The sequence below is a fragment of the Cellulomonas sp. NPDC058312 genome, assembly GCF_042880135.1.
GTDB lineage: Bacteria > Actinomycetota > Actinomycetes > Actinomycetales > Cellulomonadaceae > Cellulomonas.
Genome location: NZ_JBHVZE010000001.1, coordinates 931,491 through 956,406, shown reverse-complemented (window position 1 = coordinate 956,406; position 24,916 = coordinate 931,491). Strand labels below are relative to the sequence as shown.

Below are 24,916 nucleotides of genomic sequence, written 5' to 3'. Positions count from 1 at the left end.
GCGGGTGGGGCAGGGGTCGGGGTGGGGCGGTCAGCGGTGGGCGCGGGAGGAGGCGTAGAGGCAGACCGCCGCGGCGGTGCCGAGGTTGAGCGACTCCGCGCGGCCCCGCAGCGGCACCCGCACGACGGCGTCGGCCCGGTCGCGGTCCTCGGCCGGCAGGCCCCACGCCTCGTTCCCGAACAGCCACGCCGTGGGCGCCCGCAGGTCCGCGCCCGGCACGCCGGCACCGTCGGTCGCGCGGGCCGCGGCGTCCTGCAGGTCGTCCAGGTCGAGGTCCCCGGCGCCGTCCGCCGCCAGCACCGTGAGCCCGGCGCCGCGGAGCGCCGTCACCGCGTCCCCCACCGGCACGCCCGAGACCACCGGGAGGTGGAACAGCGACCCGGCCGTGGACCGGACCACCTTGGGGTTGGTCGTCTCGACGCTGTCCCCCACCACGAGCACGGCGTCCGCGCCCGCTGCGTCGGCGACCCGGATGACCGTGCCGGCGTTCCCCGGGTCCCGGACCTGCGCGAGCACCGCGACGAGCGCCGGCCGGGACGCGAGCACCGCGTCCAGCGCGTCCGCCTCCAGCGGACCGAGCAGGCCGGGGTGCCTCGCGCCGGGCTCGTCGGCGGACGCCACCGCGAGCACGCCCTGCGCGTCCGGCGACATCGCGGCCAGCACGTCGTCCTCGGCCGGGTGCACGCGCACCCCGGCGGCGTCGGCGTCGCGGAGGATCTCCGCGTACCGGTCCGCCGCACCCGGCGTCAGGTAGAGGTCGTGGACGAGGTGCGGCGCCCAGTGCACGACCTCCCGCACCGCCTGCGGCCCCTCGACCAGGTACCGGCCCGCGCGTCGACGGCCCGCGCGGGTGGCGAGCGCGCGCACGGCCTTCACCCGGTCGGCGTGCGGGTTGGCGAGGGCGGGGCGGGCGGCGACGGGACCGTCGGCGGAGGCGTGGGGCACGACCCCATCCTCCCCTGCCCGACGCCTGCCCGGCACCTGCCCGGCGCCCCGCGTGCCGCCGGCGCGAGCGGGCAGACGCGCGAGACCCCCGGGAGCGGTGGCTCCCGGGGGTCTCGGCGGTGCGGGCGCCGGTCAGGCCGGCGTGCGCGGGGTGCTGCGGTACGTCAGGCGGCCGCGCGGGGCGCGTTGACGTCGGCCGGCAGCGCCTGCTTGGCGAGCGCCACCAGCGCGTTGAACGCGGGGGCGTCGTTCACGGCCATGTCGGCCAGGACGCGACGGTCGACCTCCACGCCCGCGAGCTTCAGGCCCTGGATCAGGCGGTTGTAGGTCATGCCCTGCTCGCGCGCAGCCGCGTTGATCCGCTGGATCCACAGCTTGCGGAAGTCGCCCTTGCGCGCCTTGCGGTCGCGGTAGGCGTACACGAGGGAGTGGGTGACCTGCTCCTTGGCCTTGCGGTACAGGCGCGAACGCTGACCGCGGTAGCCGGAGGCGCGCTCGAGAGTTGCCCGGCGCTTCTTCTGGGCGTTGACCGCCCGCTTCACGCGTGCCACGTGATGCTCCTTGCGTTGTTCTCAGGTCGGTGTGCTGCCGTGGCGCTCGCGCGCCGACGGGTCACTTGCCGAGCAGCTTCTTGATACGGGGGGCGTCGGCCGGGGTGACGACCTGGTCGCTGGCGAGACGGCGCGTGCGGCGGCTCGACTTGTGCTCGAGCAGGTGGCGGGCGTTCGCCTGCTCGCGCATGACCTTGCCGCTCCCGGTGATCCGGAAGCGCTTCTTCGCACCGGAGTGCGTCTTGTTCTTCGGCATGGCTGCCGTCTCTCCTTGTCGTCGCATCGCGCCGGGGCGCGACTCGTCCGTCCGGTCCCGGTGGGGTCCGGGCGTGGTGGTGCGGGTCAGGCTGTCGGCGTCCCGCCGGCGGACTGGCCCCGGGGGGCCGGTCGTGCCGAGGGGCGCGGGCTCGGTGCCGGGCGCGGCGCGGGCCGCGGGGTCGGCGTCGCCGACGGCTTGGGGGCCGCGGCGGGCTTCGGGGCTGCCGCCGGCTTGGGGGCCGGGGCGGGCGCAGCGGCGGGCTTCGGGGCGGCCGGAGCAGCCTTCGGAGCCGGAGCGGCCTTCGGGGCCGGTGCCGCCTTGGGTGCCGGAGCAGCCTTCGGGGCCGGGGCCGCCTTCGGTGCGGGAGCGGCCGCGGGCGCCGGGGCGTCCTCGGCCGTCGTCGCGGCGGGCTCCGCGGCCGGGGTCGGCTCGGCGGCCGGGGCGGCCGCTGCGGGAGCGGTCTCGACCGGGGCCGGGGCCTCGGTCGCCTCGGTCACGGGTGCCTCGGTCGCGACGTCCTGTGCCTGCTCGTCCGCGGGGCGCTCCTCGCGGGCGGGGCGGGCACGACGCTGCTCCTGGCGCTGCTCGGCCTTCTTCTTGGTCGGGCCCAGCACCATGATCATGTTGCGGCCGTCCTGCTTCGGCATGCTCTCGATGAAGCCGAGCTCCGCGACGTCGGCCGCGAGCCGCTGCAGCAGGCGCACGCCCATCTCCGGGCGCGACTGCTCTCGGCCACGGAACATGATCATGACCTTGACCTTGTCGCCGGCCGCGAGGAACCGCTCGACGTGGCCCTTCTTGGTGCCGTAGTCGTGCGGGTCGATCTTGAGCCGGAAGCGGATCTCCTTGAGAACCGTGTTGCTCTGGTTGCGCCGGGCCTCGCGGGCCTTCATGTCTGCTTCGTACTTGAACTTGCCGTAGTCCATGATCTTGCAGACCGGCGGCCGGGCGTCCGGGGCGACCTCGACGAGGTCGAGGTCGGCGTCCTGGGCCAGGCGCAGTGCGTCCTCCACGCGGACGATGCCGACCTGCTCGCCGTTCGGGCCGACCAGGCGGACCTCGGCGACGCGGATCCGATCGTTGATGCGGGGCTCGCTGATGTGGTGCTCCTCGGTAGTCGTCGTGACGACCGCCTGGAACGAGGAAGGCCCCCGAACCTGGGCACAGGTGGGGGCCGACGGATCCACGGTGCGCCGCGTGAACGGTGCGCCGTACCGGCCGCTCCCCCACGAGGGGAACGACCGAGGACCGGGACCTGGACCCTGCTGCCGGCGAACCGGGCGGTCGGGACTCAGGTGGGATCGACTCCACTTGTGCACCTGGGTCGGCACGTCTCCTTGCGGACACACGTCAGCCCAGGCCAGTCGGGGACCACAGTACCAGAGCTCGAGCCCGACCTCCCCGGCGCCCCCGGGACGTGACACGCCGTCAGATCCATGCTTGAACAGTTCCAGAAAGCATGCCAGGCTGATGACATGCCCGTCGACCAGCACCTCTCTGGTCCGCACCCGGCGCACGACGCGCCCCCGGACCACGCGCACACCGCGCACCAGGACCCCGCGGAGACCCTCCGCGGCCGGGGCCTGCGGGTCACCGCACCCCGGCTCGCGGTCCTCGAGGCCGTCGAGCAGCTGCCGCACGCCGATGCCGACGCGGTGCTCCGGCTCGCGCGCACCGTCCTGCCCACCGTCTCGGTGCAGGCCGTGTACGACGTGCTGCACGCCCTGACCGACGCCGGCATCCTGCGCCGCATCGAGCCCGCCGGGCACCCGGCGCGGTACGAGCGCCGCGTCGGCGACAACCACCACCACGTCGTGTGCCGCGGCTGCGGCGCCGTCGACGACGTCGACTGCGCCACGGGCGCCGCGCCGTGCCTGACGCCCAGCTCGACGTCGGGCTTCACCGTCGAGACGGCCGAGGTCACGTTCTGGGGCCTGTGCCCCGCCTGCCGCGCCCGCTCCTAGACCGCGTCCCGCACCACCGACCCACCGACCCTCCCCGGTCGGGCGACCCCGCCCGTCCGGTCCCCGGCGCGCCCTCGACCGGCACGCCACCGACCAGGAAGGACTCCCCTGTGACCCAGGTCCGACCCACCACCACCAACTCCGGCGCGCCCGTCGCGTCCGACGCCCACTCGCAGTCCGTCGGCGCCGACGGCCCGATCGTCCTGCACGACCACTACCTGGTCGAGAAGCTCGCGCAGTTCAACCGCGAGCGCGTCCCCGAGCGCGTCGTGCACGCCAAGGGCGGCGGCGCGTTCGGCACGTTCACCACCACGGGCGACGTCAGCCGCTACACCCGCGCCGCGCTGTTCCAGCCGGGCGTCGCCACCGAGATGCTCGCGCGGTTCTCCTCCGTCGCCGGCGAGCACGGCTCCCCCGACACGTGGCGCGACCCGCGCGGCTTCGCGCTGAAGTTCTACACCTCCGAGGGCAACTACGACCTCGTGGGCAACAACACCCCGGTGTTCTTCCTGCGGGACGGGATCAAGTTCCCCGACTTCATCCGGTCGCAGAAGCGCCTGCCCGGCTCGAACCTGCGCGACAACGACATGCAGTGGGACTTCTGGAGCCTGTCGCCGGAGTCCGCGCACCAGGTCACCTGGCTGATGGGCGACCGCGGCCTGCCCCGGTCCTGGCGGACGATGGACGGCTTCGGCTCGCACACCTACCAGTGGATCAACGCCGACGGCGAGCGGTTCTGGGTCAAGTACCACTTCACGACGCAGCAGGGCATCGACAACCTGACGGCCGACGAGGCCGCCCAGCTCGCCGGGTCCGACGCCGACCACCACATCCGCGACCTGTTCGACCACATCGCCGCGGGCGACTTCCCCCGCTGGACCCTGTCGGTCCAGGTGATGCCGTACGAGGACGCGAAGACCTACCGGTTCAACCCGTTCGACCTGACGAAGGTCTGGCCGCACGCGGACTACCCGCTGATCGAGGTCGGCGTGATGGAGCTGAACCGCAACCCCGAGAACTACTTCGCGCAGATCGAGCAGGCGACGTTCGCGCCCAGCAACTTCGTCCCCGGCATCGCGACCAGCCCGGACAAGATGCTGCTCGCGCGGATCTTCTCCTACGCCGACGCGCACCGGTACCGCGTCGGGACCAACCACCAGCAGCTGCCGGTGAACGCGCCGCGCTCCGAGGTGAGCACGTACTCCAAGGACGGCGCCGCGCGGTACGCGTTCAACGCCCCCGAGGTGCCCGTGTACGCGCCGAACTCCCTCGGCGGACCCGCGGCCGACCCGGCGCGCGCCGCCGAGTCCCCGGGCTGGGAGTCGGACGGCGAGCTCGTGCGCTCGGCCGCGACCCTGCACCCGCAGGACGACGACTGGGGCCAGGCCGGCACCCTCTACCGCGAGGTGTTCGACGACGCCGCGCGCGCCCGGTTCCTCGAGACCATCACCGGGCACGTGGGCGCCGTGAAGAACGACGTGATCCGCGCCCGGGCGATCCAGTACTGGACGAACGTCGACGCCGGCCTCGGCGCCGCCCTGGCCGCGGCGATCGCCGGCACCGACCTGCCCGAGGAGAACGGCGAGCCCGCGACCGCGAGCACCCCGGTCGCCTGACCCCGCCGCACCCGGCACGACGCGCCCGCCGACCCGACCTCGCCGTCGGGCCGGCGGGCGCCGGCGCGCTCGGGGACGCGCGTCGTGCGCGCCCGGTGAGAGGATCGGCCGCATGAGCGAGACCCCTGACACCTCCACCGCCACCCGCGACATCGCCGACGTGGCGGCGGTCGAGGTCATCACCACCGCCGCCGTGCACCTGATGAGCGCCGCCGCCGTCAAGTGCGGGCTCTCTCCCGACACCGACGACACGACCGGCGCCGACTACCTGGACCTCGACGAGGCCCGCAAGCTCATCACCGCGCTCGCCGCGCTGGTGACGGCCTCCGCCCCGGACATCGGCAACCAGCACGCCCGGTCCCTGCGCGACGGGCTGCGGTCGCTGCAGCTCGCGTTCCGCGAGGCGAGCCCGTTCCCCGACGCGCCGGGCGAGGGCCCGGGCGAGAAGTTCACCGGCTACGTGTCCTGACCCCCGCGCCGGAGCGCTCCCGGCGTCCGCCCGGGCGCCCGCGCCGCACGTCGGCCGGGGCGCCCGCGCCCCACGTCGGCCCGGGCGCCCGCGCCCCACGTCAGCCCGGGTGGACCGTGCGGGAGGCGTCGTCCGGCAGCGGGCGGGCCGGGACGTCGTCGGCGCCCGCCGGAGCCGGGCTCGGCACGATCCCGCCCGGCGCGGTCGACGGGTCGCGCGGGACCGTCAGGTGCAGCGCCTCGGGGGCCACGTCCGCCGCGGTCCCGTCCGCCGGGGTGCCGCCCGCCGACGCCCGCCGGGCCGCGCTCCGCCGCCGGACCAGCGCGAGCACGACCAGCCCGGCGACCGCGAGGACCAGCCCCGCCCCGCCCGCGGCGGCGAACCCGCCCCAGGGGCCGGTCCCGTCGATCACCGCGCCGACGAGCGGCGCCCCGAGCGCGGCACCGACGGTGTTGGCGGTGCCGCTCCAGCCCATGATCTCCCCGCGCCGGTGCTCCGGGACCATCCGCACCAGCGACGCGTTGATCGCCGACAGCGCCGCCGCGCACGGCAGGCCCGCCACCACGACCGCGACGGCGAGCTGCAGCTGGGTCTGGGCGAGCGCGGCCGGCAGCGTCGCCGCACCCAGCAGCGCGACGAGGGCGAGCGGGTGCAGCTCCCGCTTCTGGGCGCCGTAGACCAGACCGCCGACGACCGACCCGACGCACCACAGCGCGATCATCCAGCCGACCGCGGACTCGCGGTCCCAGCCCTCCAGCGCGGCGACGATGCCGACGTCCGTGCCGTTGAGGATCAGGGCGGCCGCGGACGCGGCGGCGAGCACCACGAGCAGGCCCGGGGTCAGCAGGCGCGGGCGCCGACCCGCCGGCTCGGGAGCCGCGGCACCGCCCGCGGACCGCGTCGGCGGGTCGAACCACATGAGCAGCAGCCCCGCCGCGACCGTCGACGCGCCGACCAGCGTCAGCGCCGCGGTCGTCGAGACCTGCGTCGCCACGAGCACGCCGAGCGTCGGCGCGAGCATGAACGTCATCTCGGTGCCCACCGAGTCCAGGGCGTACGCGGTCCGTTGCTGCTCCGGCGGCACCAGCACCGCGAGGGACTGCCGCACGACGGAGAACACCGGCACCAGGAACACACCCGCGACGACCGCCGCGCCGAGCAGCGCCTCGTAGCCGAGCCGGGGCGCGATCAGCCAGACGGCGGACTCGACGAGCACGGAGGGCAGCAGCGCCCGCCGCAGGCCCAGCCGGTCGACCCGCCGGCCGCGCCACGGCGAGCCGATCGCGACGCCGACCGTCATCGCCGCCGCGACCAGGCCCGCCTTCGCGTACCCGAGGCCGAGCGGGCCCACGACGTGCAGGGTCAGCACGACACCGGTCATCGCGTGCGGGATGCGCGCGACGAACGCGACCAGGACGAGGGTCAGCACGCCGGGCAGCCGCAGCAGCCGGGCGTAGGGGGCGAGGGACACCCCTGGATTCTCCCGTGCGGCGACACCCGTCGACGCCCGCGCTGCGCCGAGCGGGTGGGCGCGCGGCCGTGATCTTGCGCACGGTGGCGACCGGCGACCGTATGGTGGTGCCGTGACGTCTGCGACCGGGCCGCACGACCCGATCGGCCCGCCGCGGCCGGGCGGGTCCTCGTCGTGGGCTCCGTCGGGCGCCACGACCACCCACCCCGCCGAGCCGCCGGCCACCCCGGGCGAGCACGCCCACGTCGCCCCGCCGCCCGCACCCCCGCGGCACCGGCGCCGCCCCTGGGCCGTCATCGCGCTGTCGGTGCTGCTGGTGCTCGTCACCGCGCTGAGCGCCTACCTGTGGGTCCGGACCGTCCGCTACGAGGAATACGCGCAGGACGTCGAGGACCAGGGCCGGGCGATCGGCTCCGACCTGGCGACGCTGCGGTCCCAGCACGAGGGCACCCTCGCGGAGCTCGCCGCCGTGAACGAGCAGCTCACCACCGCCCAGGGCCGGATCACCGAGCTGGCCGACGAGAAGGCCCAGGTCGGCGACGACCGCGAGGTCCAGCGCCAGCTCGTCGACTACCAGGCGCGGATCTCGCAGGCCGCCGCGAACGTCGCGTCCGCGCTGTCCACCTGCATCGACGCGCAGAACCAGCTCATCACGTACCTCGGCAACGCCGCCGCGTACGACCCCGCGGACCTCGAGCGGTTCAAGGGCGACGTCCAGGGGGTCTGCGCCACCGCGACCGAGGCCAACACCGAGCTCCAGCGCCAGCTCGCCGCCGGGACGCGCGGGTGACGCGACGTCGCGCCGGCGCCGCGGGTGCGGTGGCCGTGCTGCTCCTCGCGGGCTGCGGCGTGCTGCCGGCGATGCCCGGACCCGTCCCGACCGACCTGGTCCCGTCGTCGGCCCCGGTCGCCACGCCGTCGTCCACCGGCAACCTGTCCCCCGACGGCTTCGACTCGGCGCAGCGGATGGCCGTGCGGATCCGCAACGTCGGCTGCAACTCGCTGTCCACCGGCTCCGGCTTCGCGATCGACGAGACCACCCTCATCACGAACCGGCACGTCGTGGCGGACTCGGCCGACCTCCAGCTGAGCACCTACGACGGCCGGGACGTCGCGGTCACCGCGTCGTCGACCGCGGCGATCGCGGACCTGGCCGTGGTGCGCACCGCCGACGCGCTGCCGTCCGCGCCGGGCCTGGCCGAGGCGGACCCGGACCCGGGCGACGAGGTGACGGTCGTGGGCTACCCCCAGGGCGGCGCGCTCAGCGTCACCACGGGGCAGGTGATCGGGGCGACGACCGACCCGCTGAACGAGAACCTCGGCGAGGTGCTGGTCACGAACGCCGAGGTCGAGCCCGGCAGCTCCGGCTCCGCGGTCCTCGACACCGAGGGCCGGGTCATCGGGGTCGTGTACGCGAAGAACTCCACCGGTCAGAGCTTCGTGGTGCCGGTCAGCACCCTGCGCCAGCTGCTCGCGGACGACACCGCGTTCACGCCCAGCACGTCCTGCGCGGGCTGACCTGCTCGCGGGGCCTGGCACGGGCGGGGCGCCTGGCACGGGCGGGGCCTGGTGCGGGCGTGGCCGCCGTGCCACGGTGGACGGACCAGCCAGCCGACCGACCCGCGGAGGACGACCATGCCTGACGAGAACCCGGACGCGACCGCCGCCCGCCCCGACCTGTCCGCGCTGACCCGGGCCGCGGGCGACGCCCTGTCGGTGCGCCGCGTGTTCGGCGAGGCGTACGAGGTCGGCGGCACCGTCGTGGTCCCGGTGGCGAAGGTGCTGGGTTCGCACGCGCTGGCGGGCGCCCACGGCGACGGCCGGCTCGGCGTGCGCAAGCCCGCGGGCCCGGCCGACGCGTCGCCCACGCCCGGGGACGAGCCCGCGGCCCACCTGCCCGGACCCGCGCGCCGCGGCCCGCAGTGGCCGTTCGGCCCCGGCCGTCCCGCGGGTCGCGGCGGCGCGCACGCCGACACCGGCGGGTTCGCGGTGCGGGTGAAGCCGGTCGGCGTCTACGTGATCAGCGGCACCGAGGTGACGTGGAAGCCGGCGCTCGACCTCAACCGGGTGATCCTCGGCGGGCAGGCCGTCGGCGCCGTGGTCGGCACGGCCGTCGGCGTGGCGCTCGCCCTCGCCTGGGGGCACCGCCGCCGCTGACCCCGGCGGGGACGACGACGCGTCAGCGCAGCCGGACCTCGACCGAGTCGACCCGCTGCGCGACGGTCTCGTCGGCCGCCAGCGCCGCACCGACCCGCTGGAGCACCGCGTCGACCGCGTCGCGGTCCAGCCCGGGCACGAGCGTCAGGACGACCGCGACCTCGGCCCGGCCGCCCGGGAGCGCGTCGGCGTCGACCAGCGGACCGGGCGGGGTCGCGGTCGTGGTCGTGGTCGCCCGGCGACGGAACCAGGAACGGGCCGCCGGGGCGTGCTCGGCGACGCCACCCCCGAGCGCGCCGGTGACGGCGGCGCGGACCGCGGCCCGCACCTCGGGGTCGACGCTGCGGGCCTCCCCCGCGCCCGGGACGGCCGGCCGCCAGGTCCCCTGCTGCGCGAGCGCCCACACCGCCGGCCGCGGCAGCAGCGCGGTGACGGGCCCGCCGGCGTCCAGCACCAGCAGCTCCCAGCCCTCGTCGACCGCCGACAGCGCCGCCCGCGCGACCTCGGTCGGCACCGGGCGCGCGTCGGCCCGCCACGCGGCCATCGCCGCGACGGACGAGAACACCGGCAGCGCGGTGCGGCCGTCCGGCGCCTGCAGGGCGACGATCCCCGCGGACGCCTCCTTGTCGACCGTGTGCGCGTGCCCGCCGACGTCGACGGTCTCGCCGACCTCGAGCTCCGCCAGCACCGGGACCAGCACCCGGGTCCCCGCCAGCGCGGCGACGACCTCGGCGAGCGTGCCGGTGCCGTCGCCCAGCGCCGTCAGCGTCGCGGCGACCCCGGGGTCCGCGCTGCCGTCGTCGCCCGCGAACGCGGACGTCGGAGGCAGCTCGCGGCCCGTCACGGGCGCCCGGCGACGTCCAGGGCCTCGGGCAGCGTGAACGCACCCGCGTACAGGGCCTTGCCGACGATCGTGCCCTCGACACCCACCGGCACCAGCTCGCGCAGCACGCGCAGGTCCTCCAGCGAGGAGATGCCGCCGGACGCCACCACCGGCGCGTCGGTGCGGGCGCAGACCTCGCGCAGCAGCTCGACGTTCGGGCCGCGCAGCGTGCCGTCCTTGGTGACGTCGGTGACGACGTACCGGGCGCAGCCGGCCGCGTCGAGCCGGGCGAGCACCTCCCACAGGTCGCCGCCCTCACGGGTCCAGCCGCGCGCGGCGAGCGTGGTCCCGCGCACGTCCAGGCCGACCGCGATCGCCTCGCCGTACCGGGCGATGACGTCGGCGGTCCACTCCGGGTCCTCCAGCGCCGCGGTGCCGAGGTTGACCCGCGTGGCGCCGGTGCCGAGCGCGCGCTCGAGCGACGCGTCGTCGCGGATGCCGCCGGACAGCTCGACCTTGACGCCCTTGCCGGACAGCACCTGCGCGACGTCCGCGAGCAGGTCGGCGTTGGACCCGCGGCCGAACGCGGCGTCCAGGTCGACCAGGTGGATCCACTCCGCGCCGCCGGCGTGCCAGTCGAGCGCGGCGGCCAGCGGGTCGCCGTACGAGGTCTCCGAGCCGGCCTCGCCCTGGACGAGGCGGACGGCCTGGCCGTCGGCGACGTCGACGGCGGGCAGGAGCTGCAGACGGTCGGACATGGGTCTCCTCGTTCGGGGTGCGGCCACGGGCCGCGGGTGGTGGTGCCGGGGCGGGCGTCAGCTCAGCGAGCGGACCCAGTTCTCCAGCAGCTGCGCGCCGGCGTCGCCGGACTTCTCGGGGTGGAACTGCGTGGCCGACAGCGGACCGTTCTCGACCGCGGCGACGAACCGGCCGCCGTGGTCGGACCACGTGACCTGCGGCGGGGTCAGCCGCTCGGGGTCGGCGGTGTCCAGCAGCGGGAAGCTGCGCGCCGCGTAGGAGTGCACGAAGTAGAACCGCTCCTCCTCGACGCCGGCGAACAGCCGGGTGCCGTCGGGGGCGTCGACGGTGGACCAGCCCATGTGCGGCACGACGTCGGCCTCGAGCCGGTCGACCAGGCCGGGCCACTCGCCGAGGCCGTCGGTCTGGACGCCGTGCTCCTCGCCGCGGCCGAACATGACCTGCATGCCGACGCAGATGCCGAGCACGGGTCGACCGCCGGCGAGCCGCCGGTCGACGATCTGGTCGCCGCGGACCTCACGCAGCCCGGCCATCACCGCGGCGAACGCGCCTACGCCCGGGACCACGAGCCCGTCGGCGTCGGCGGCGTGCTGCGGGTCGGCGGTCAGCTCGACCTCGGCACCGACCCGCTCGAGGGCGCGCACGGCGGAGCGGACGTTGCCGAATCCGTAGTCGAGGACGACGACACGAGGCTGGCTGGGCACCGGTCCAGGCTAGTCGCCCTTGCGCCGGCCCGCCGACAGCGCCCGCATGGCGGCCCAGCGCGACATCCCGACGCTCGTGACCACGCCGGGGACGTCGGCGACCGGCGTGCCGCCGACCAGGATCTCCTCGAGCACCTCGGGGGCGCCGGACAGCACCAGCCCGGGGGCGAGGTCGTCCTCGCGCTCGCCCGCCGACCACCGGCTCGCGGAGATCCGGCCCGACCGGCGGTCGAGCAGCACGACCGGGGACGTCCGGAGCATGCGCGACAGCGCCTCCGCGGCGGACGCGGAGCGCGCGGCGTCGCCGGCGTCCCGCAGGACCGCGAGCGCCCCGACGGGCGACGGCACCGCGTCGACGGCCACACCGGCCAGCGAGCACGCCGCCGCGAGGGCCTTCGCGCCCGCGACCTGGGTCACGACGATCGCGACGACGGGCTCGTCGGGCTGGGCGGCCGCGGCGTCGAGACCCGACAGGTCGTCGGGGACGTCGCTGGTCGCGGTCCCGGCGGACGCACGCGCCTCATCCGGCGGCGGGGCCGCGGCGTCCAGGCCGGACAGGTCGTCCGGGATCTCGAAGCCGAGGTCGTCGGGCAGGTCGTCGTCGGGCCGGCGGTCGTCGGTCACAGGGCGCCCTTCGTGCTCGGGATCCCGTCGACGCGCGGGTCGAGCGCGACCGCGGCGCGCAGGGCACGGGCCAGCGCCTTGAACTGCGCCTCGACGATGTGGTGCGGGTCGCGGCCGGCCAGCACGCGCACGTGCATCCCGAACGCGGCGTGGTGCGCGATCGACTCCAGCACGTGCCGGGTCAGCGAGCCGGTGAAGTGCCCGCCGATCAGGTGGTACTCCTGCCCCTCGGGCTCGCCGGAGTGCACCAGGTACGGACGGCCGGACACGTCGACGACGGCCTGCGCGAGCGCCTCGTCCAGCGGCACGGTCGCGTCGCCGAACCGGGCGATGCCCCGCTTGTCGCCCAGCGCCTGGCGGAGGGCCTCACCCAGGCAGATCGCGACGTCCTCGACGGTGTGGTGCGCGTCGATGTGCGTGTCACCCGTCGCCCGGACCGTGAGGTCGATGAGCGAGTGCTTGCCGAGCGCCGTGAGCATGTGGTCGTAGAACGGCACCGACGTGCTGATCTCGGTGCGCCCCGTCCCGTCGAGGTCGACCTCGACGACGACGCTCGACTCGCTCGTCGTGCGCTCGACGCGTGCGGTGCGCCCGCCCGTGGTCCCGCTCAAGTCCCCAGCACCTCCCACAGCGCGGCGGTGAACGCCGCTGTCTCCTCCGGGGTGCCGACCGACACCCGGAGCCATCCTTCCGGACCGACCTCGCGGATCAGCACCCCGCGGTCCAGCAGCTGCTGCCAGACGGCGTGGCGGTCCTCGCCGACCTGGAACAGCACGAAGTTCGCGTCCGACTCGGCGACCCGGATGCCGCGGTCCCGCAGGTCGAGCACCAGCTGGTCCCGCTCGGCCCGCAGCGAGCCGACCTGGGCCATCAGCTCCGGCGCGTGCCGCAGCGCCGCGCGCGCGACCGCCTGGGTCACCGCGGACAGGTGGTACGGCAGCCGCACGACGCGCAGCGCGTCGACGAGCTCGCGGGACGCCGCCAGGTACCCGACGCGCGCGCCGGCCAGGCCGAACGCCTTCGACATCGTCCGGCTCACAGCGAGGTGCGGGTGGTCCGCGAGCAGGGTGAGCGCGGACTCGACGCCCTCGCGGCGGAACTCGCCGTAGGCCTCGTCGACCACCACCACGCAGCCGCCGGGCACCTCGGCGGCCGCGGCGAGGACCTCGCGCACCGTGTCGAGCTCCAGCGCCGTGCCGGTCGGGTTGTTCGGGCTGGTGAGGAGCACGACGGACGGCGCCTCGCGGGCGATCAGCGCGCGCGCCTCGGCGGGGTCGACGTCGAACTGCTCGGTCCGGCGGCCGGCCACCCACCGGGTGTGGGTGTCGCGCGCGTACTCCGGGTACATCGAGTACGTCGGCGCGAACGACAGCGCGGTGCGCCCCGGCCCGCCGAACGCCTGCAGCAGGTGCAGCATGACCTCGTTCGACCCGTTGGCCGCCCACACCTGCTCGGGGGCCACCCGCACGCCGGACTCGACGGCCAGGTAGTCCGCGAGGTCGGCGCGCAGCGGCAGGAACTCCCGGTCCGGGTAGCGGTTCAGCCCGGCGGCGGCCTCGGCCACGGCGGCGGCGACGTCCGCCACCACCTGCGGCGACGGCGGGTACGGGTTCTCGTTGACGTTGAGCAGCACCGGCACGTCGAGCTGCGGGGCGCCGTAGGGGACGTCGCCGGCCAGCTCCGGGCGCAGCGGCAGCGCCGGGCGCGCGGACGGCGCCGGGCGCGCGGACGGCGCGTCGGCCGGGGCGTCGGGTGGCGTCGGGGGTGCGGTCACCGGGCGATCGTATCCGCGACTCCCGGGCGCGACGTCGTCGTCCACAGGGCGCCACGGCGGGATGCGGTGGTGTCGGGGGTCGTGGCTAGGGTCGGGGGCGATGACCGAGACCCAGCAGCACCCCGTGACCGGATCCCTGCGCGACGAGGCGGAGGCCGTCCTGCGCCGCCTCGTCGGCCGGGACGACGCCCGCCTGCGCGACGACCAGTGGCTCGCGATCGACGCGCTCGTCACCGGCCACCGCCGGGCGCTCGTCGTGCAGCGCACCGGGTGGGGCAAGTCGGCCGTGTACTTCGTGGCGACCGCCCTGCTGCGCGCCCGGGGGGCCGGTCCGACCGTCCTGGTGTCCCCGCTGCTCGCGCTCATGCGCAACCAGGTGCAGTCGGCCCAGCGCGCCGGGGTGCGTGCGGCGACCCTCAACTCCGCGAACGTCACCGAGTGGGACGAGGTGCACGCGCAGATCGCGGCGGGCGAGGTCGACGTGCTGCTGGTGTCGCCGGAGCGGCTGACCCACCCGGCGTTCCGGGACGAGGTGCTGCCGCGGCTCGCGGCCGACGCGGGGCTGGTCGTGATCGACGAGGCGCACTGCATCTCCGACTGGGGGCACGACTTCCGGCCGGACTACCGCCGGATCCGGACCCTGCTGGCCGAGCTGCCGGACGGCATCCCGGTGCTCGCGACGACGGCCACCGCGAACGCCCGCGTCACCGCCGACGTCGCCGAGCAGCTGGCCTCCGCCGTCCACGACGACGTGCTCGTGCTCCGCGGCCCGCTGGACCGGTCGAGCCTCGACCTGTCCGTGGTCCGGCTGCCCGACACCGCCGGGCAGCTGGCCTGGCTCGCGCAGAACCTCCCCGCCCTGGAGGGGTCCGGGATCATCTACTGCCTGACGATCGCCGCGGCCCAGCAGGTCACCGAGCACCTGCGCGGCGCCGGGCTCGACGTGCGGACGTACACCGGCCAGACCGACCCGGCCGAGCGCGAGGTCGCCGAGAACGACCTGCTCGCCAACCGGGTCAAGGCGCTGGTCGCGACGTCCGCGCTGGGCATGGGCTTCGACAAGCCGGACCTCGGGTTCGTCGTGCACGTCGGCGCGCCGTCCTCCCCCATCGCGTACTACCAGCAGGTCGGCCGCGCGGGCCGCGCCGCGGAGGCCGTCGGCGGCCGCGCGACCGCGGTGCTGCTGCCCGGGCGCGAGGACCGGGCGATCTGGGAGTGGTTCGCGTCGACGGCGTTCCCGCCGGAGGACGACGTCCGGGCGGCGCTGCGGGCGCTCGGCGCGGGCGGCACCCTGTCCACGGCCGCGCTCGAGACGCACGTGTCGCTGCGCCGGTCGCGCCTGGAGCAGATGCTCAAGGTGCTCGACGTGGACGGCGCGGTCCGTCGGGTGCGCGGCGGCTGGGAGTCGACGGGCGCCGACTGGTCGTACGACGCCGAGCGCTACGACCGGGTCACCGCGACCCGCCGCGCCGAGCAGCAGTCGATGGTCGACTACGTGGCGACCGAGGGCTGCCGGATGGCGCACCTGCGGCGCGCGCTCGACGACCCGGAGCTGACCGGACCGGCGGGCGCGGACTGGCGGTGCGGTCGGTGCGACCGTTGCACCGGCACTTCGGTCGGCACCGCGCCCGACGCGGCGCACGTCGCCGGCGCGCAGGCGCTGCTCACGTCGGCCGGCGTGGCCGTCGACCCGCGGCGGCAGTGGCCGTCCGGGATGGCCACGCTGGGCGTGGAGCTCAAGGGCCGGATCGCCGCGGACGAGAACGCCGAGCCCGGTCGTGCGGTCGCGCGCCTCGACTCGGTCGGCTGGGGCGGGCTGCTGCGCGACCTGTTCGGCGGCGAGGCCGACCCCGCGGCGGGCCTGCCGACCGCGCTGCGGGACCCGGTGCTCGCGACGCTGGACGCGTGGCGGCCCGAGCACCGGCCCGAGGGCGTGGTGCTCGTCCGGTCCAGCACGCGTCCCGCCCTCGTGGAGCACCTGGCGCGGGGCGTCGCCCGGCACCTCGGCATCCCGCTGGTCGGCGCCGTCGCGCCGCGCCCCGACAGCCCGCCGACCCGGCACGACGTCAACTCCGCGCACCGGCTGGCGGCCGTCGCCCGTCGGCTGGAGCTCGACCTCGACCCCGCGACGGCCGCGGGACTCCCCGGGCGCGCGGTGCTGCTCGTCGACGACCGCACGGACTCCGGGTGGACGCTCACCGTCGCGGCGCGCCTGCTCCGGCAGGCGGGTGCCTCGGCGGTGCTGCCGTTCGTGCTCGGCGTGGGCTGACCCGCCGGACGGGGCGCACGCCTCGCGGTGAGCACCCGCGGTCGGAGGCGGGCGCCGGGTGCCTCCCCGCACCCGGCGAGCGGTCAGAACCGGGCGCGGACCGCCTCGCCGTGCGCCGGCAGCCCCTCGGCGTCCGCCAGCGCGACGATCCGCCCGGCGATCTCCCGCAGCGCGTCCGCGTCGTACTCGATGACCTGCACGGCCCGGACGAACGAGTGCACCCCGAGCCCGGACGCGAAGTGCGCGCACCCGCCGGTCGGCAGCACGTGGTTGGACCCGGCCATGTAGTCGCCGAGCGACACCGGCGAGTACGCACCCACGAAGATCGCGCCGGCGCTGGTGACGCGCTCCGCGACGGCGGCGGCGTCGGCGGTCTGGATCTCCAGGTGCTCCGCGCCGTAGGCGTTGACCACGTCCAGCCCCGCGTCCAGGTCGTCGACCAGCACGATCGCCGACTGCGGGCCGTTGAGCGCCTGGGCGACGCGCTCCGCGTGCCGGGTGGTCTGCACCCGGTGCACCAGCTTCGACTCGACGGCGCCGGCGAGCTCGATCGACGTGGTGACCAGCACCGACGCGGCCAGCGGGTCGTGCTCGGCCTGGGACACCAGGTCGGCCGCGACGTGGTCGGCGTCGGCGGTCGCGTCCGCGAGCACCGCGATCTCCGTCGGGCCGGCCTCCGAGTCGATGCCCACCACCCCGCGCACCAGGCGCTTCGCGGCGGCGACGAACACGTTCCCGGGGCCGGTGATGACGTCGACCGGCTCGCACAGCGTCTCGCCGTCGACGTCGTCGCTGCCCTGCGCGCCGTAGGCGAGCATCCCGACCGCCTGGGCGCCGCCGACCGCGTACACCTCGTCGACCCCGAGCAGCGCGCACGTGGCGAGCACCACCGGGTCGGGCAGGCCGCCGTTGCTCTGCTGCGGCGGCGAGGTCACGACCAGGGAGCCGACACCGGCCTCCTGAGCGGCGACGACGTTCATGATGACCGACGACGGGTAGACCGCGAGCCCGCCCGGCACGTACAGCCCGACGCGCCGGACCGGGATCCAGCGCTGCCGGACCTGCGCGCCGGGACCGACCTGCACGGTGTGGTCGGCGGGGCGCTGCGCGGCGTGCACGAGCCTCACGCGGCGGATCGTCTCGTCCAGCGCGGCACGGACCTCGGGGTCGAGGACGCCCACGGACGCGGCGACGGCGTCGGCGGGCACGCGCAGGTGCTCGGGGCGCACGCCGTCGAACCGCTCGGCGAGGTCGCGCAGCGCGGCGGCACCGCGGGCGCGGACATCGGCGAGGATCGGCTCGACGGCCGCCGTCGCGGACTCGACGTCCAGCTCGGGCCGGGGCAGCACCTCGAGGAGCTCACGGCGGGACAGGCTGCGACCGCGCAGGTCGATGCGGGAGATCACCCCCCGAGTCTAGGGCGGTCCGCCGCCCTCGACCGCCCGGCGTCCACCGGCCGCGCGGGGCGCTGGCAGGATGGGCCCGTGACCATCGTGCCGATCTCCGACGACTCCATCCGCCTCGGCCAGTTCCTCAAGCTCGCGGGGCTGGCCGACTCGGGCGCGGACGCGCGCACCCTGCTCGAGGAGGGCGAGGTCACGGTCAACGGCGAGCCCGAGGCCCGCCGGGGCCGGCAGCTGCACAAGGGCGACGTGGTCGCGGTCGACGACCCCCGCGGCTCCAACGAGGCCCAGGTCGGCTGACCCGCCACCCGTCGCCCCCACCGGGGCGCACGCCGAGATGGCACTGCTCGCCTGCGCCGGACCCCCGCGCCACAGGCGAGCACTGCCATCTCGGCGCCCGAGGCACCCGGGCGCCACGCGACGCACGCCGCACGACGCACGCGGCGTCGGGCGCTGACGAGTGGTCACGACATGCCCGGCGCCGCGCCGCGCGGGCCAGCGTGTCGAGACCACTCGTGCGCGAGGCGGCCGCGCGGCGGGGGCGGCGCTCGTCGCGACGGGTCAGACGCCGACCGGGGTCGTCGCCGAGACCAGGCAGCCCGGGCCCAGGAGGGCCTTGAGGTCGCCGTAGAGGGACGGGGAGCGCTCGACGCGCAGCGCCTCCCCCGCGCGCAGCACGGTGGTGCGGCCGCCAGGGCGGGTGACGCGCAGGTGCAGCTCGGTGATGCCCGGGTGCGTGGTGATGACCTCGCGCAGCCGCTCGACGACCGGCGGGATGCACCGGGACTCGGCGAGCGTCACCACCACGGGGGCGTCCGCGACGGCGGACAGGTCGGGCAGCGACACCTCCATCGCCTGGAGCTGCATCTGGTCGTCCCGGCGGCGGACCCGCCCGCGGACCACGATCACGGCGTCCTCGGCGAGCACCGTCGAATACGCGAGGTAGGTCTCGCCGAAGAACATGATCTCGACCGAGCCCTCCATGTCCTCCAGCGTGACGGCGGCCCACGGGTTGCCCTGCTTGGACATCTTGCGCTGCAGCGACGTGACCAGGCCCGCGACCACCACGGTCGACCCGTCGGGGCGCGCCTCGTCGGCGTTGAGCGTGGCGATCGAGACGTCGGCCGCCGCGGACAGCACGTGCTCCAGGCCGGACAGCGGGTGGTCCGAGACGTACAGGCCGAGCATCTCGCGCTCGAACTGGAGCCGCTGCTTCTTGTCCCAGTCCGGGACGTCGGGGACCTGCACGGAGAACCCGGGGCCGTCGTCGCCGCCGAGGTCGGCGAACAGGTCGAACTGGCCCTCCGCCTCCTTGCGCTTGACTCCGATCACGGACTCGACGGCCTGCTCGTGCACGAGCAGCAGGGCGCGCCGCGCGTGGCCCAGCGAGTCGAACGCACCGGCCTTGATGAGCGACTCGATGGTCCGCTTGTTGCAGACCACCGCGGGGACCTTGTCGAGGAAGTCGGTGAACGACGTGAAGTCGCCCTTCTCCTCGCGGGTGCGGACGATCGCGTCGACGACGTTCGCGCCGACGTTGCGCACGGCGGTGAGGCCGAACCGGATGTCGGCGCCGACGGCGGTAAACAGGGCCGAGGACGAGTTCACGTCCGGCGGGAGCACCGTGATGCCCATGCGGCGGCACTCGCCGAGGTAGAGCGCCGACTTGTCCTTGTCGTCGCCCACCGAGGTGAGCAGCCCGGCCATGTACTCGGTCGGGTAGTTCGCCTTGAGGTAGGCGGTCCAGTAGGACACCACGCCGTAGCCGGCGGAGTGCGCCTTGTTGAACGCGTACCCGGCGAACGGGACCAGGGTGTCCCACACGGCCTTGATGGCCGCGGTGCCGTAGCCCCGCTCCTTCATCCCCGCCTCGAACGGGACGAACTCCTTGTCGAGGATCTCCTTCTTCTTCTTGCCCATCGCGCGACGCAGCAGGTCGGCCTGGCCGAGCGAGTAGCCGGCGAGCACCTGGGCGGCCTTCTGCACCTGCTCCTGGTACACGATGAGGCCGTAGGTGCCGTCGAGGACCTCCGCCAGGGGCTCCTCGAGCTCCGGGTGGATCGGGGTGTTGGGCTGCAGGCCGTTCTTGCGCAGCGCGTAGTTCGTGTGCGAGTTCATGCCCATCGGCCCGGGCCGGTACAGGGCGATGACGGCGGAGATGTCCTCGAAGTTGTCGGGGCGCATCTGGCGCAGCAGGGCGCGCATCGGGCCGCCGTCGAGCTGGAACACGCCGAGCGTGTCGCCCCGGCCGAGCAGCTCGTACGTGGGCCGGTCGTCGAGCTCGATGTCCTCGAGCTCGATCTGCGGCTTGCCGTTCATGACGATGTTGCGCAGGGCGTCGTCGAGGATCGTGAGGTTGCGCAGCCCGAGGAAGTCCATCTTGATCAGGCCGAGGCCCTCGGACGTCGGGTAGTCGAACTGCGTGATGACGGCGCCGTCCTGCGGCCGCTTCATGATCGGGATGATGTCGATCAGCGGCTCGCTGGACATGATGACGCCGGCGGCGTGCACGCCCCACTGGCGCTTGAGGTTCTCCAGGCCGCGCGCGGTCTCCAGGACGCGCTGCGCCTCCGGGTCCGCGGCGACGACCTGCCGGAACTCCTCGGCCTCCGCGTACCGCGGGTGCTCGGGGTCGTACATCCCGGACAGCGGGATGTCCTTGCCCATCACGGCGGGCGGCATCGCCTTGGTGAGCTTCTCCCCCATCGCGAACGGGAAGCCGAGCACGCGCGACGAGTCCTTGAGCGCCTGCTTGGCCTTGATGGTGCCGTAGGTGACGATCTGGGCGACGCGGTCGTCGCCGTACTTCTCCGTCACGTACCGGATGACCTCGCCGCGCCGGCGCTCGTCGAAGTCGACGTCGACGTCGGGCCAGGACACGCGCTCGGGGTTGAGGAACCGCTCGAAGATCAGGCCGTGCCGCAGCGGGTCGAGCTCGGTGATGCCCATGGCGTAGGAGGCCATCGAGCCGGCGGCGGAGCCACGGCCCGGTCCCACGCGGATGCCCTGCTCGCGGGCCCAGTTGATGAAGTCCGCGACGACGAGGAAGTAGCCGGAGAACCCGAGCTGCACGATGACGCCGGTCTCGTACTCGGCCTGCGCGCGCACGTCGTCGGGGATGACCCCGTCGTACCGCCGCATGAGGCCGCGCTCGACCTCCTTGACGAACCACGAGTTCTCGTCCTCGCCCGCGGGCACGGGGAACCGGGGCATGTAGTTCGCGCCGGTCGGGAACTCGACCTCGCACCGCTCGGCGATGAGCAGCGTGTTGTCGCACGCCTCGGGCAGCTCGGCCCAGGTGCGGCGCATCTCGGCCGCGGACTTCACGTAGTACCCGTCGCCGCCGAACGCGAACCGCGACCCGCCCTGGTCGTACGTCGGCTCGTCGAGCGTCGACCCGGACTGCACCGCGAGCAGCACCTCGTGCGCGTGCGCGTCGTCCTTGGTCGTGTAGTGCAGGTCGTTGGTGGCGACCAGCGGGGCGCCGATGGTCTCGGCGACCCGGATGAGGTCCTTGATGGTCCGGCGCTCGATCTCGAGGCCGTGGTCCATCACCTCGACGAAGAAGTTCTCCTTGCCGAAGATGTCCTGCAGCTCGCCCGCCGCGCGCACCGCCTCGTCCCAGTGGCCGAGCCGGAGCCGCGTCTGCACCTCGGACGACGGGCAGCCGGACGTGGCGATCAGGCCCTCGCTGTAGGTCTGCAGCAGCTCGCGGTCCATCCGGGGCCACTTGCCCATCTGCCCGTCCAGGGACGCCAGCGACCCCATCCGGAACAGGTTGTGCATGCCCTCGGTGGTCCGGGACAGCAGCGTCATGTGCGTGTAGGCGCCGCGCGCGGAGACGTCGTCGGACGCCTGGTGCGCCTCGCCCCAGCGGACGCGCGTCTGGTCGAACCGGCTGGTGCCGGGCGTGACGTAGGCCTCGACGCCGATGATCGGCTTGATGCCGAGCTTGCGGGCCTGGGAGTAGAAGTCGAACGCCCCGAACAGGTACCCGTGGTCGGTGATGGCCATCGCGTCCTGGCCCAGCCGCTGGGCCTCCGCCAGCATCTCCCCCACCCGCGCCGCGCCGTCCAGCATCGAGTACTCGGAGTGGACGTGCAGGTGGACGAAACCGGGGTCTGCTGAAGCCATGCGAGCCATCCTAGGTCGCCCGTCCGACGCTCCCGGTCAGCCCCGCCCCGGGCCGACCGACATCACACGCGACGGGTCAGCGGTACCCGTCGCGCAGGCTCTCCAGCGACCGCGCCAGGTCCGCCGGGTACTCGCTCGTGACCTCCAGGCGACGCCCGTCCGCAGGGTGCGCGAACCCGAGGCGCATCGCGTGCAGCCACTGCCGCGACAGCCCGACGCGCTGCGCGAGCGCGGGGTCCGCGCCGTACGTGAGGTCGCCGACCAGGGGGTGCCGGAGCGCGGCCATGTGCACCCGGATCTGGTGGGTGCGGCCGGTCTCGAGGTGCACCTCGACGAGCGACGCCGCGGGCAGCATCTCCAGCACCTCGTAGTGCGTCACGGACGGCTTGCCGTCGGCGACGACCGCGAACTTCCAGTCCGAGCCCGGGTGCCGGCCAATGGGCGCGTCGACCGTGCCGGTCGTCGGGTCCGGGTGCCCCTGGGCGAGCGCGTGGTAGATCTTGTCGACCGTGCGCTCCTTGAAGGCGCGCTTGAGCTCGGTGTAGGCGTGCTCGCTCTTCGCGACGACCATGAGGCCCGACGTGCCGACGTCCAGCCGGTGCACGACGCCCTGGCGCTCGGCGGCGCCCGACGTGGAGATCCGGTAGCCGCGCGAGGCCAGCACGCCGACCACGGTGGGCCCGGTCCAGCCGGGCGACGGGTGCGCCGCGACCCCGACCGGCTTGTCGACGACCACGACGTCGTCGTCCTCGTACGCGACGCGCAGGGCGGGCACGTCGTCCTCGGAGCTGATCGCGCGCACCGGCTCGGGCGCGGGCATCTCGACCTCGAGCCACGACTCCGGCAGCAGGCGCGCGGACTTGCCGACCGGCACGCCGTCGACGCGCACGAACCCGCCCTCGGCGAGCTCGGCGGCGCGGGTACGGGACAGCCCGAGCATCCGGGACAGCGCGGCGTCGACACGCTCGCCGGCGAGCGCGTCCGGGACCGGGAGCGTGCGGACGTCAGCCATCGTGGCGGACCCCCTCGGCGGGCGCGTCGACCCCGTCGGTCGTGGGCGCGGCGCCGGGTCCGCCCTCGTCCCCGGTGCCCGCGGCGGCCCGGCCCTCGCGCGTCCCGTCCAGCCGCAGCCCGCGCAGCGACAGCAGCATCAGCAGGCCCGCAGCGGCCACGATCGCGATGTCCGCGACGTTCCCCACGAACAGGTCGCCGTAGGCGATGAAGTCGACGACGTGCCCGCGGAACACCCCGGGCTCGCGGACCAGCCGGTCGGTGAGGTTGCCGAGCGCCCCGCCGAGCAGCAGGCCGAGCGTGACCGCCCAGCCGCGCGAGCCGAGCCGGCGCGACACCCGGATGATGACGACCACGACGGTGATCGCGACGAGCGTGAGCAGCCAGGTCGTCCCGGTGGCGAGCCCGAGGGCGGCGCCGGGGTTGAACAGCAGCTGCAGGCCGAGCAGGTCGCCCAGCACCGGGTGCCGCACCCCCTCGTCCAGGGCGGCCAGCGCCCAGACCTTGGTCGCCTGGTCGAGCACGTAGGTGACGACGGCGAGCGCGACGAGGCCGGCGACGAGTCGGCGGCGGGCGGGGACGGGCGCGGGCCCGGGGGTGTCGGACATCGCGGAGGAGTCTACGCAGCCCCGGACGCGCGACGACCCCCGGCGGTCCTGCCGCCGGGGGTCGTCGTCGTGGGCGGGTGCGTGCGTCAGCGGCGCTCCTCGCGCTGCTTGCAGGCCACGCAGAGCGTCGCGCGCGGGAAGGCCTGCACGCGGGCCTTGCCGATCGCCTCGCCGCAGGAGTCGCAGCGACCGAAGGTGCCGGCGTCCATCCGCGCCAGGGCGCGGTTGGACTGCTCGAGCATGTCGCGGGTGTTGTTCACCAGCGTCAGCTCGTGCTCGCGCTCGAGGGCGCTCGAGCCGGAGTCGGCCTGGTCGTCGCCGGCACCGTCGCCGGAGTTGCGCAGCAGCTCGGACAGCCCCTCGTCGGCGGCGGCGAGCTCGGAGGTGAGCCGGTCGATCTCGGCGACGAGCTCGGCCGCGATCTCCTGCACCTCCTGGTCGGTCCAGGGGTCCTCGCCGGGCCGGACCGGGAACCGGGTGGCCGCGTCCGTCAGGTCGGGGAGCGTGCGGGGGGTCGGCGCGCTGAGCGAGTCGTTGATGGCCACGGGGTCCTCTTTCCTCATGAGTCCGCAGAGACTATGCGCCCCGCCCCGGACGCACAACACACCACGCCCGACCGTGCGGGCGTGGTGTGCTGTGGGTGACGACTGGCGGCGCGCCGGTGGTGCCGGTGCGTCAGATGCGGTCGCCGGTGGGCGCCGCGCCGGGGGTGCCACGCTGCGGCAGCGCGCTCGCCCGGTTGTCGAGGTCCCCGAGCAGGTTCTCGAGGTAGCTCTTGAGCCGCGTGCGGTAGTCCCGCTCGAAGACGCGCAGCTCGTCGATCTTGCGCTCGAGGATCGAGCGCTCCTGCTCGAGCTCGCTGAGCGTGCGGGCGGAGGTCTCCTCGGCCTCGCGGACGATGCGCTGGGCCTGGCCCTTCGCCTCGTTCACGATGCGGTCGCCCTCCTCCTGGCCGCTGCGCACGTAGTCGTCGTGCAGCTTCTGGGCCAGGGCGAGCATGCCGGTCGCCGACTCGGGCTCGCTCTGGCGCTGCGGCGCCACGGGGGCGGTCGCGACCGGGGCGGGCGCAGGGGCCGCGGCGGGCACCGGCGCGGGCGCCGGCTTCTCGACCACGGGCTCCGGCTTCGGGGCCGGCGCGGCCTGGGCGCCCTGGCGGCTCAGCTCCGCGATGCGGCGCTCGGCCGCGGCGAGCTTCGCCTTGAGGTCCTCGTTCTCGCTCTGGGTCTCCCGGAGGGTGTTCACGACCTCGTCGAGGAAGTCGTCGACCTCGTCCTGGTCGTACCCCTCGCGGAACTTGGTCGCCTGGAACTTCTTGTTCAGGACGTCGTCTGCTGTGAGCAGTGCCATCGTCGTCACCTCTTCGGTCGTACTGGGT

General features: G+C 75.1%; 25 protein-coding genes. 8 read left to right on the top strand and 17 right to left on the bottom strand.

The annotated features are described in order from the left end of the window. Positions 1 to 30: 30 nt before the first annotated feature. The 4 genes from ACFVXN_RS04280 to infC form a co-directional block, all read right to left on the bottom strand. A complete protein-coding gene (locus tag ACFVXN_RS04280; RefSeq protein WP_389227741.1) occupies positions 31 to 945 on the bottom strand; it encodes a TrmH family RNA methyltransferase in 915 nt (304 codons plus the stop codon). 164 nt (positions 946 to 1,109) lie between these two features. Further along, complete coding sequence (rplT, locus tag ACFVXN_RS04275; protein WP_389227737.1) at positions 1,110 to 1,496, bottom strand: 50S ribosomal protein L20; 387 nt, start codon at positions 1,494 to 1,496, stop codon at positions 1,110 to 1,112. Between the two features lie 61 nt (positions 1,497 to 1,557). Then, entirely contained in the window at positions 1,558 to 1,752 is a 195-nt protein-coding gene (gene rpmI / locus ACFVXN_RS04270) for a 50S ribosomal protein L35 (RefSeq protein ID WP_389227734.1), read from the bottom strand. Between the two features lie 86 nt (positions 1,753 to 1,838). After that, positions 1,839 to 2,942: a translation initiation factor IF-3 gene (gene infC / locus ACFVXN_RS04265; protein WP_389227731.1), complete on the bottom strand. Its 1,104-nt coding sequence runs from the start codon at positions 2,940 to 2,942 to the stop codon at positions 1,839 to 1,841. A 288-nt stretch (positions 2,943 to 3,230) separates the two neighbouring features. Here infC and ACFVXN_RS04260 point away from each other — a divergent pair, with 288 nt between their 5' ends. The 3 genes from ACFVXN_RS04260 (at position 3,231) to ACFVXN_RS04250 (ending at position 5,804) form a co-directional block, all read left to right on the top strand. Continuing rightward, positions 3,231 to 3,719: a Fur family transcriptional regulator gene (locus tag ACFVXN_RS04260; protein WP_389227728.1), complete on the top strand. Its 489-nt coding sequence runs from the start codon at positions 3,231 to 3,233 to the stop codon at positions 3,717 to 3,719. Positions 3,720 to 3,829: 110 nt separating this feature from the next. Then, entirely contained in the window at positions 3,830 to 5,335 is a 1,506-nt protein-coding gene (locus ACFVXN_RS04255) for a catalase (RefSeq protein WP_389227725.1), read from the top strand. 112 nt (positions 5,336 to 5,447) lie between these two features. Continuing rightward, a complete protein-coding gene (locus ACFVXN_RS04250) occupies positions 5,448 to 5,804 on the top strand; it encodes a DUF1844 domain-containing protein (protein ID WP_389227722.1) in 357 nt (118 codons plus the stop codon). A gap of 100 nt (positions 5,805 to 5,904) precedes the next feature. On the opposite strand, the gene ACFVXN_RS04245 is transcribed toward ACFVXN_RS04250, so the two are convergent. Further along, positions 5,905 to 7,275 (bottom strand): MFS transporter, encoded by a 1,371-nt coding sequence (locus ACFVXN_RS04245; protein WP_389227719.1) that lies wholly within the window; start codon positions 7,273 to 7,275, stop codon positions 5,905 to 5,907. 112 nt (positions 7,276 to 7,387) lie between these two features. On the opposite strand from ACFVXN_RS04245, the gene ACFVXN_RS04240 reads away from it, so the two are divergent. The 3 genes from ACFVXN_RS04240 (at position 7,388) to ACFVXN_RS04230 (ending at position 9,432) form a co-directional block, all read left to right on the top strand. Then, positions 7,388 to 8,065 (top strand): hypothetical protein, encoded by a 678-nt coding sequence (locus ACFVXN_RS04240; RefSeq protein WP_389227716.1) that lies wholly within the window; start codon positions 7,388 to 7,390, stop codon positions 8,063 to 8,065. After that, positions 8,062 to 8,793, top strand: coding sequence for a S1C family serine protease (locus ACFVXN_RS04235; RefSeq protein ID WP_389227713.1), 732 nt, complete (start codon positions 8,062 to 8,064; stop codon positions 8,791 to 8,793). The genes ACFVXN_RS04240 and ACFVXN_RS04235 overlap by 4 nt, the downstream gene beginning before the upstream one ends. 117 nt (positions 8,794 to 8,910) lie before the next feature. Next, entirely contained in the window at positions 8,911 to 9,432 is a 522-nt protein-coding gene (locus tag ACFVXN_RS04230; RefSeq protein WP_389227710.1) for a hypothetical protein, read from the top strand. 22 nt (positions 9,433 to 9,454) lie between these two features. Here ACFVXN_RS04230 and ACFVXN_RS04225 read toward each other — a convergent pair whose 3' ends face one another. From ACFVXN_RS04225 to ACFVXN_RS04200, 6 genes are read right to left on the bottom strand one after another with little or no spacing between them, the layout of a single operon-like run. Continuing rightward, entirely contained in the window at positions 9,455 to 10,276 is an 822-nt protein-coding gene (locus ACFVXN_RS04225) for an SseB family protein (protein WP_389227707.1), read from the bottom strand. After that, entirely contained in the window at positions 10,273 to 11,013 is a 741-nt protein-coding gene (gene priA, locus ACFVXN_RS04220; RefSeq protein ID WP_389227704.1) for a bifunctional 1-(5-phosphoribosyl)-5-((5-phosphoribosylamino)methylideneamino)imidazole-4-carboxamide isomerase/phosphoribosylanthranilate isomerase PriA, read from the bottom strand. The genes ACFVXN_RS04225 and priA overlap by 4 nt, the downstream gene beginning before the upstream one ends. Before the next feature lie 57 nt (positions 11,014 to 11,070). Beyond that, the gene (gene hisH / locus ACFVXN_RS04215; protein WP_389227701.1) at positions 11,071 to 11,718 is read right to left on the bottom strand and encodes an imidazole glycerol phosphate synthase subunit HisH; all 648 of its coding nucleotides are present in this window, start codon (positions 11,716 to 11,718) and stop codon (positions 11,071 to 11,073) included. A 9-nt stretch (positions 11,719 to 11,727) separates the two neighbouring features. Next, on the bottom strand, positions 11,728 to 12,342 hold the full coding sequence (locus ACFVXN_RS04210) for a hypothetical protein (RefSeq protein ID WP_389227698.1): 615 nt from the start codon (positions 12,340 to 12,342) through the stop codon (positions 11,728 to 11,730). Continuing rightward, entirely contained in the window at positions 12,339 to 12,953 is a 615-nt protein-coding gene (gene hisB / locus ACFVXN_RS04205; RefSeq protein WP_389227695.1) for an imidazoleglycerol-phosphate dehydratase HisB, read from the bottom strand. The genes ACFVXN_RS04210 and hisB overlap by 4 nt, the downstream gene beginning before the upstream one ends. Beyond that, a complete protein-coding gene (locus ACFVXN_RS04200) occupies positions 12,950 to 14,038 on the bottom strand; it encodes a histidinol-phosphate transaminase (protein WP_389227882.1) in 1,089 nt (362 codons plus the stop codon). The genes hisB and ACFVXN_RS04200 overlap by 4 nt, the downstream gene beginning before the upstream one ends. Positions 14,039 to 14,216: 178 nt before the next feature. Here ACFVXN_RS04200 and ACFVXN_RS04195 point away from each other — a divergent pair, with 178 nt between their 5' ends. Continuing rightward, entirely contained in the window at positions 14,217 to 16,385 is a 2,169-nt protein-coding gene (locus tag ACFVXN_RS04195; RefSeq protein WP_389227692.1) for a RecQ family ATP-dependent DNA helicase, read from the top strand. 83 nt (positions 16,386 to 16,468) lie between these two features. Here the strand turns inward: ACFVXN_RS04195 and hisD are convergent, their stop codons facing one another. Then, positions 16,469 to 17,791 carry a histidinol dehydrogenase gene (hisD, locus tag ACFVXN_RS04190; protein WP_389227689.1) on the bottom strand — a complete coding sequence of 441 codons (1,323 nt, stop codon included), beginning with the start codon at positions 17,789 to 17,791 and terminating at the stop codon, positions 16,469 to 16,471. A 78-nt stretch (positions 17,792 to 17,869) separates the two neighbouring features. Here hisD and ACFVXN_RS04185 point away from each other — a divergent pair, with 78 nt between their 5' ends. Beyond that, a complete protein-coding gene (locus tag ACFVXN_RS04185; RefSeq protein ID WP_389227686.1) occupies positions 17,870 to 18,088 on the top strand; it encodes an RNA-binding S4 domain-containing protein in 219 nt (72 codons plus the stop codon). Between the two features lie 261 nt (positions 18,089 to 18,349). Here the strand turns inward: ACFVXN_RS04185 and dnaE are convergent, their stop codons facing one another. The 5 genes from dnaE to ACFVXN_RS04160 form a co-directional block, all read right to left on the bottom strand. Next, positions 18,350 to 21,922, bottom strand: a complete 3,573-nt coding sequence (gene dnaE / locus ACFVXN_RS04180) for a DNA polymerase III subunit alpha (RefSeq protein WP_389227683.1) — start codon at positions 21,920 to 21,922, stop codon at positions 18,350 to 18,352. Between the two features lie 76 nt (positions 21,923 to 21,998). Further along, positions 21,999 to 22,934, bottom strand: coding sequence for an RluA family pseudouridine synthase (locus ACFVXN_RS04175; protein WP_389227680.1), 936 nt, complete (start codon positions 22,932 to 22,934; stop codon positions 21,999 to 22,001). Continuing rightward, a complete protein-coding gene (locus ACFVXN_RS04170) occupies positions 22,927 to 23,541 on the bottom strand; it encodes a signal peptidase II (protein ID WP_389227677.1) in 615 nt (204 codons plus the stop codon). The genes ACFVXN_RS04175 and ACFVXN_RS04170 overlap by 8 nt, the downstream gene beginning before the upstream one ends. A gap of 86 nt (positions 23,542 to 23,627) precedes the next feature. Then, complete coding sequence (locus tag ACFVXN_RS04165) at positions 23,628 to 24,104, bottom strand: TraR/DksA family transcriptional regulator (protein ID WP_389227674.1); 477 nt, start codon at positions 24,102 to 24,104, stop codon at positions 23,628 to 23,630. A 112-nt stretch (positions 24,105 to 24,216) separates the two neighbouring features. Beyond that, positions 24,217 to 24,888 (bottom strand): DivIVA domain-containing protein, encoded by a 672-nt coding sequence (locus ACFVXN_RS04160; RefSeq protein WP_389227671.1) that lies wholly within the window; start codon positions 24,886 to 24,888, stop codon positions 24,217 to 24,219. Between the last annotated feature and the right edge of the window lie 28 nt (positions 24,889 to 24,916).

Bases quoted from the DNA above. Each gene is read 5' to 3' on its own strand.
- priA (WP_389227704.1), bottom strand. From the start codon at position 11,013: ATGTCCGACCGTCTGCAGCTCCTGCCCGCCGTCGACGTCGCCGACGGC.
- ACFVXN_RS04260 (WP_389227728.1), top strand. From the start codon at position 3,231: ATGCCCGTCGACCAGCACCTCTCTGGTCCGCACCCGGCGCACGACGCG.
- ACFVXN_RS04175 (WP_389227680.1), bottom strand. From the start codon at position 22,934: ATGGCTGACGTCCGCACGCTCCCGGTCCCGGACGCGCTCGCCGGCGAG.
- ACFVXN_RS04250 (WP_389227722.1), top strand. From the start codon at position 5,448: ATGAGCGAGACCCCTGACACCTCCACCGCCACCCGCGACATCGCCGAC.
- ACFVXN_RS04195 (WP_389227692.1), top strand. From the start codon at position 14,217: ATGACCGAGACCCAGCAGCACCCCGTGACCGGATCCCTGCGCGACGAG.
- dnaE (WP_389227683.1), bottom strand. From the start codon at position 21,922: ATGGCTTCAGCAGACCCCGGTTTCGTCCACCTGCACGTCCACTCCGAG.
- ACFVXN_RS04165 (WP_389227674.1), bottom strand. From the start codon at position 24,104: ATGAGGAAAGAGGACCCCGTGGCCATCAACGACTCGCTCAGCGCGCCG.
- ACFVXN_RS04170 (WP_389227677.1), bottom strand. From the start codon at position 23,541: ATGTCCGACACCCCCGGGCCCGCGCCCGTCCCCGCCCGCCGCCGACTC.
- ACFVXN_RS04160 (WP_389227671.1), bottom strand. From the start codon at position 24,888: ATGGCACTGCTCACAGCAGACGACGTCCTGAACAAGAAGTTCCAGGCG.
- rpmI (WP_389227734.1), bottom strand. From the start codon at position 1,752: ATGCCGAAGAACAAGACGCACTCCGGTGCGAAGAAGCGCTTCCGGATC.
- ACFVXN_RS04230 (WP_389227710.1), top strand. From the start codon at position 8,911: ATGCCTGACGAGAACCCGGACGCGACCGCCGCCCGCCCCGACCTGTCC.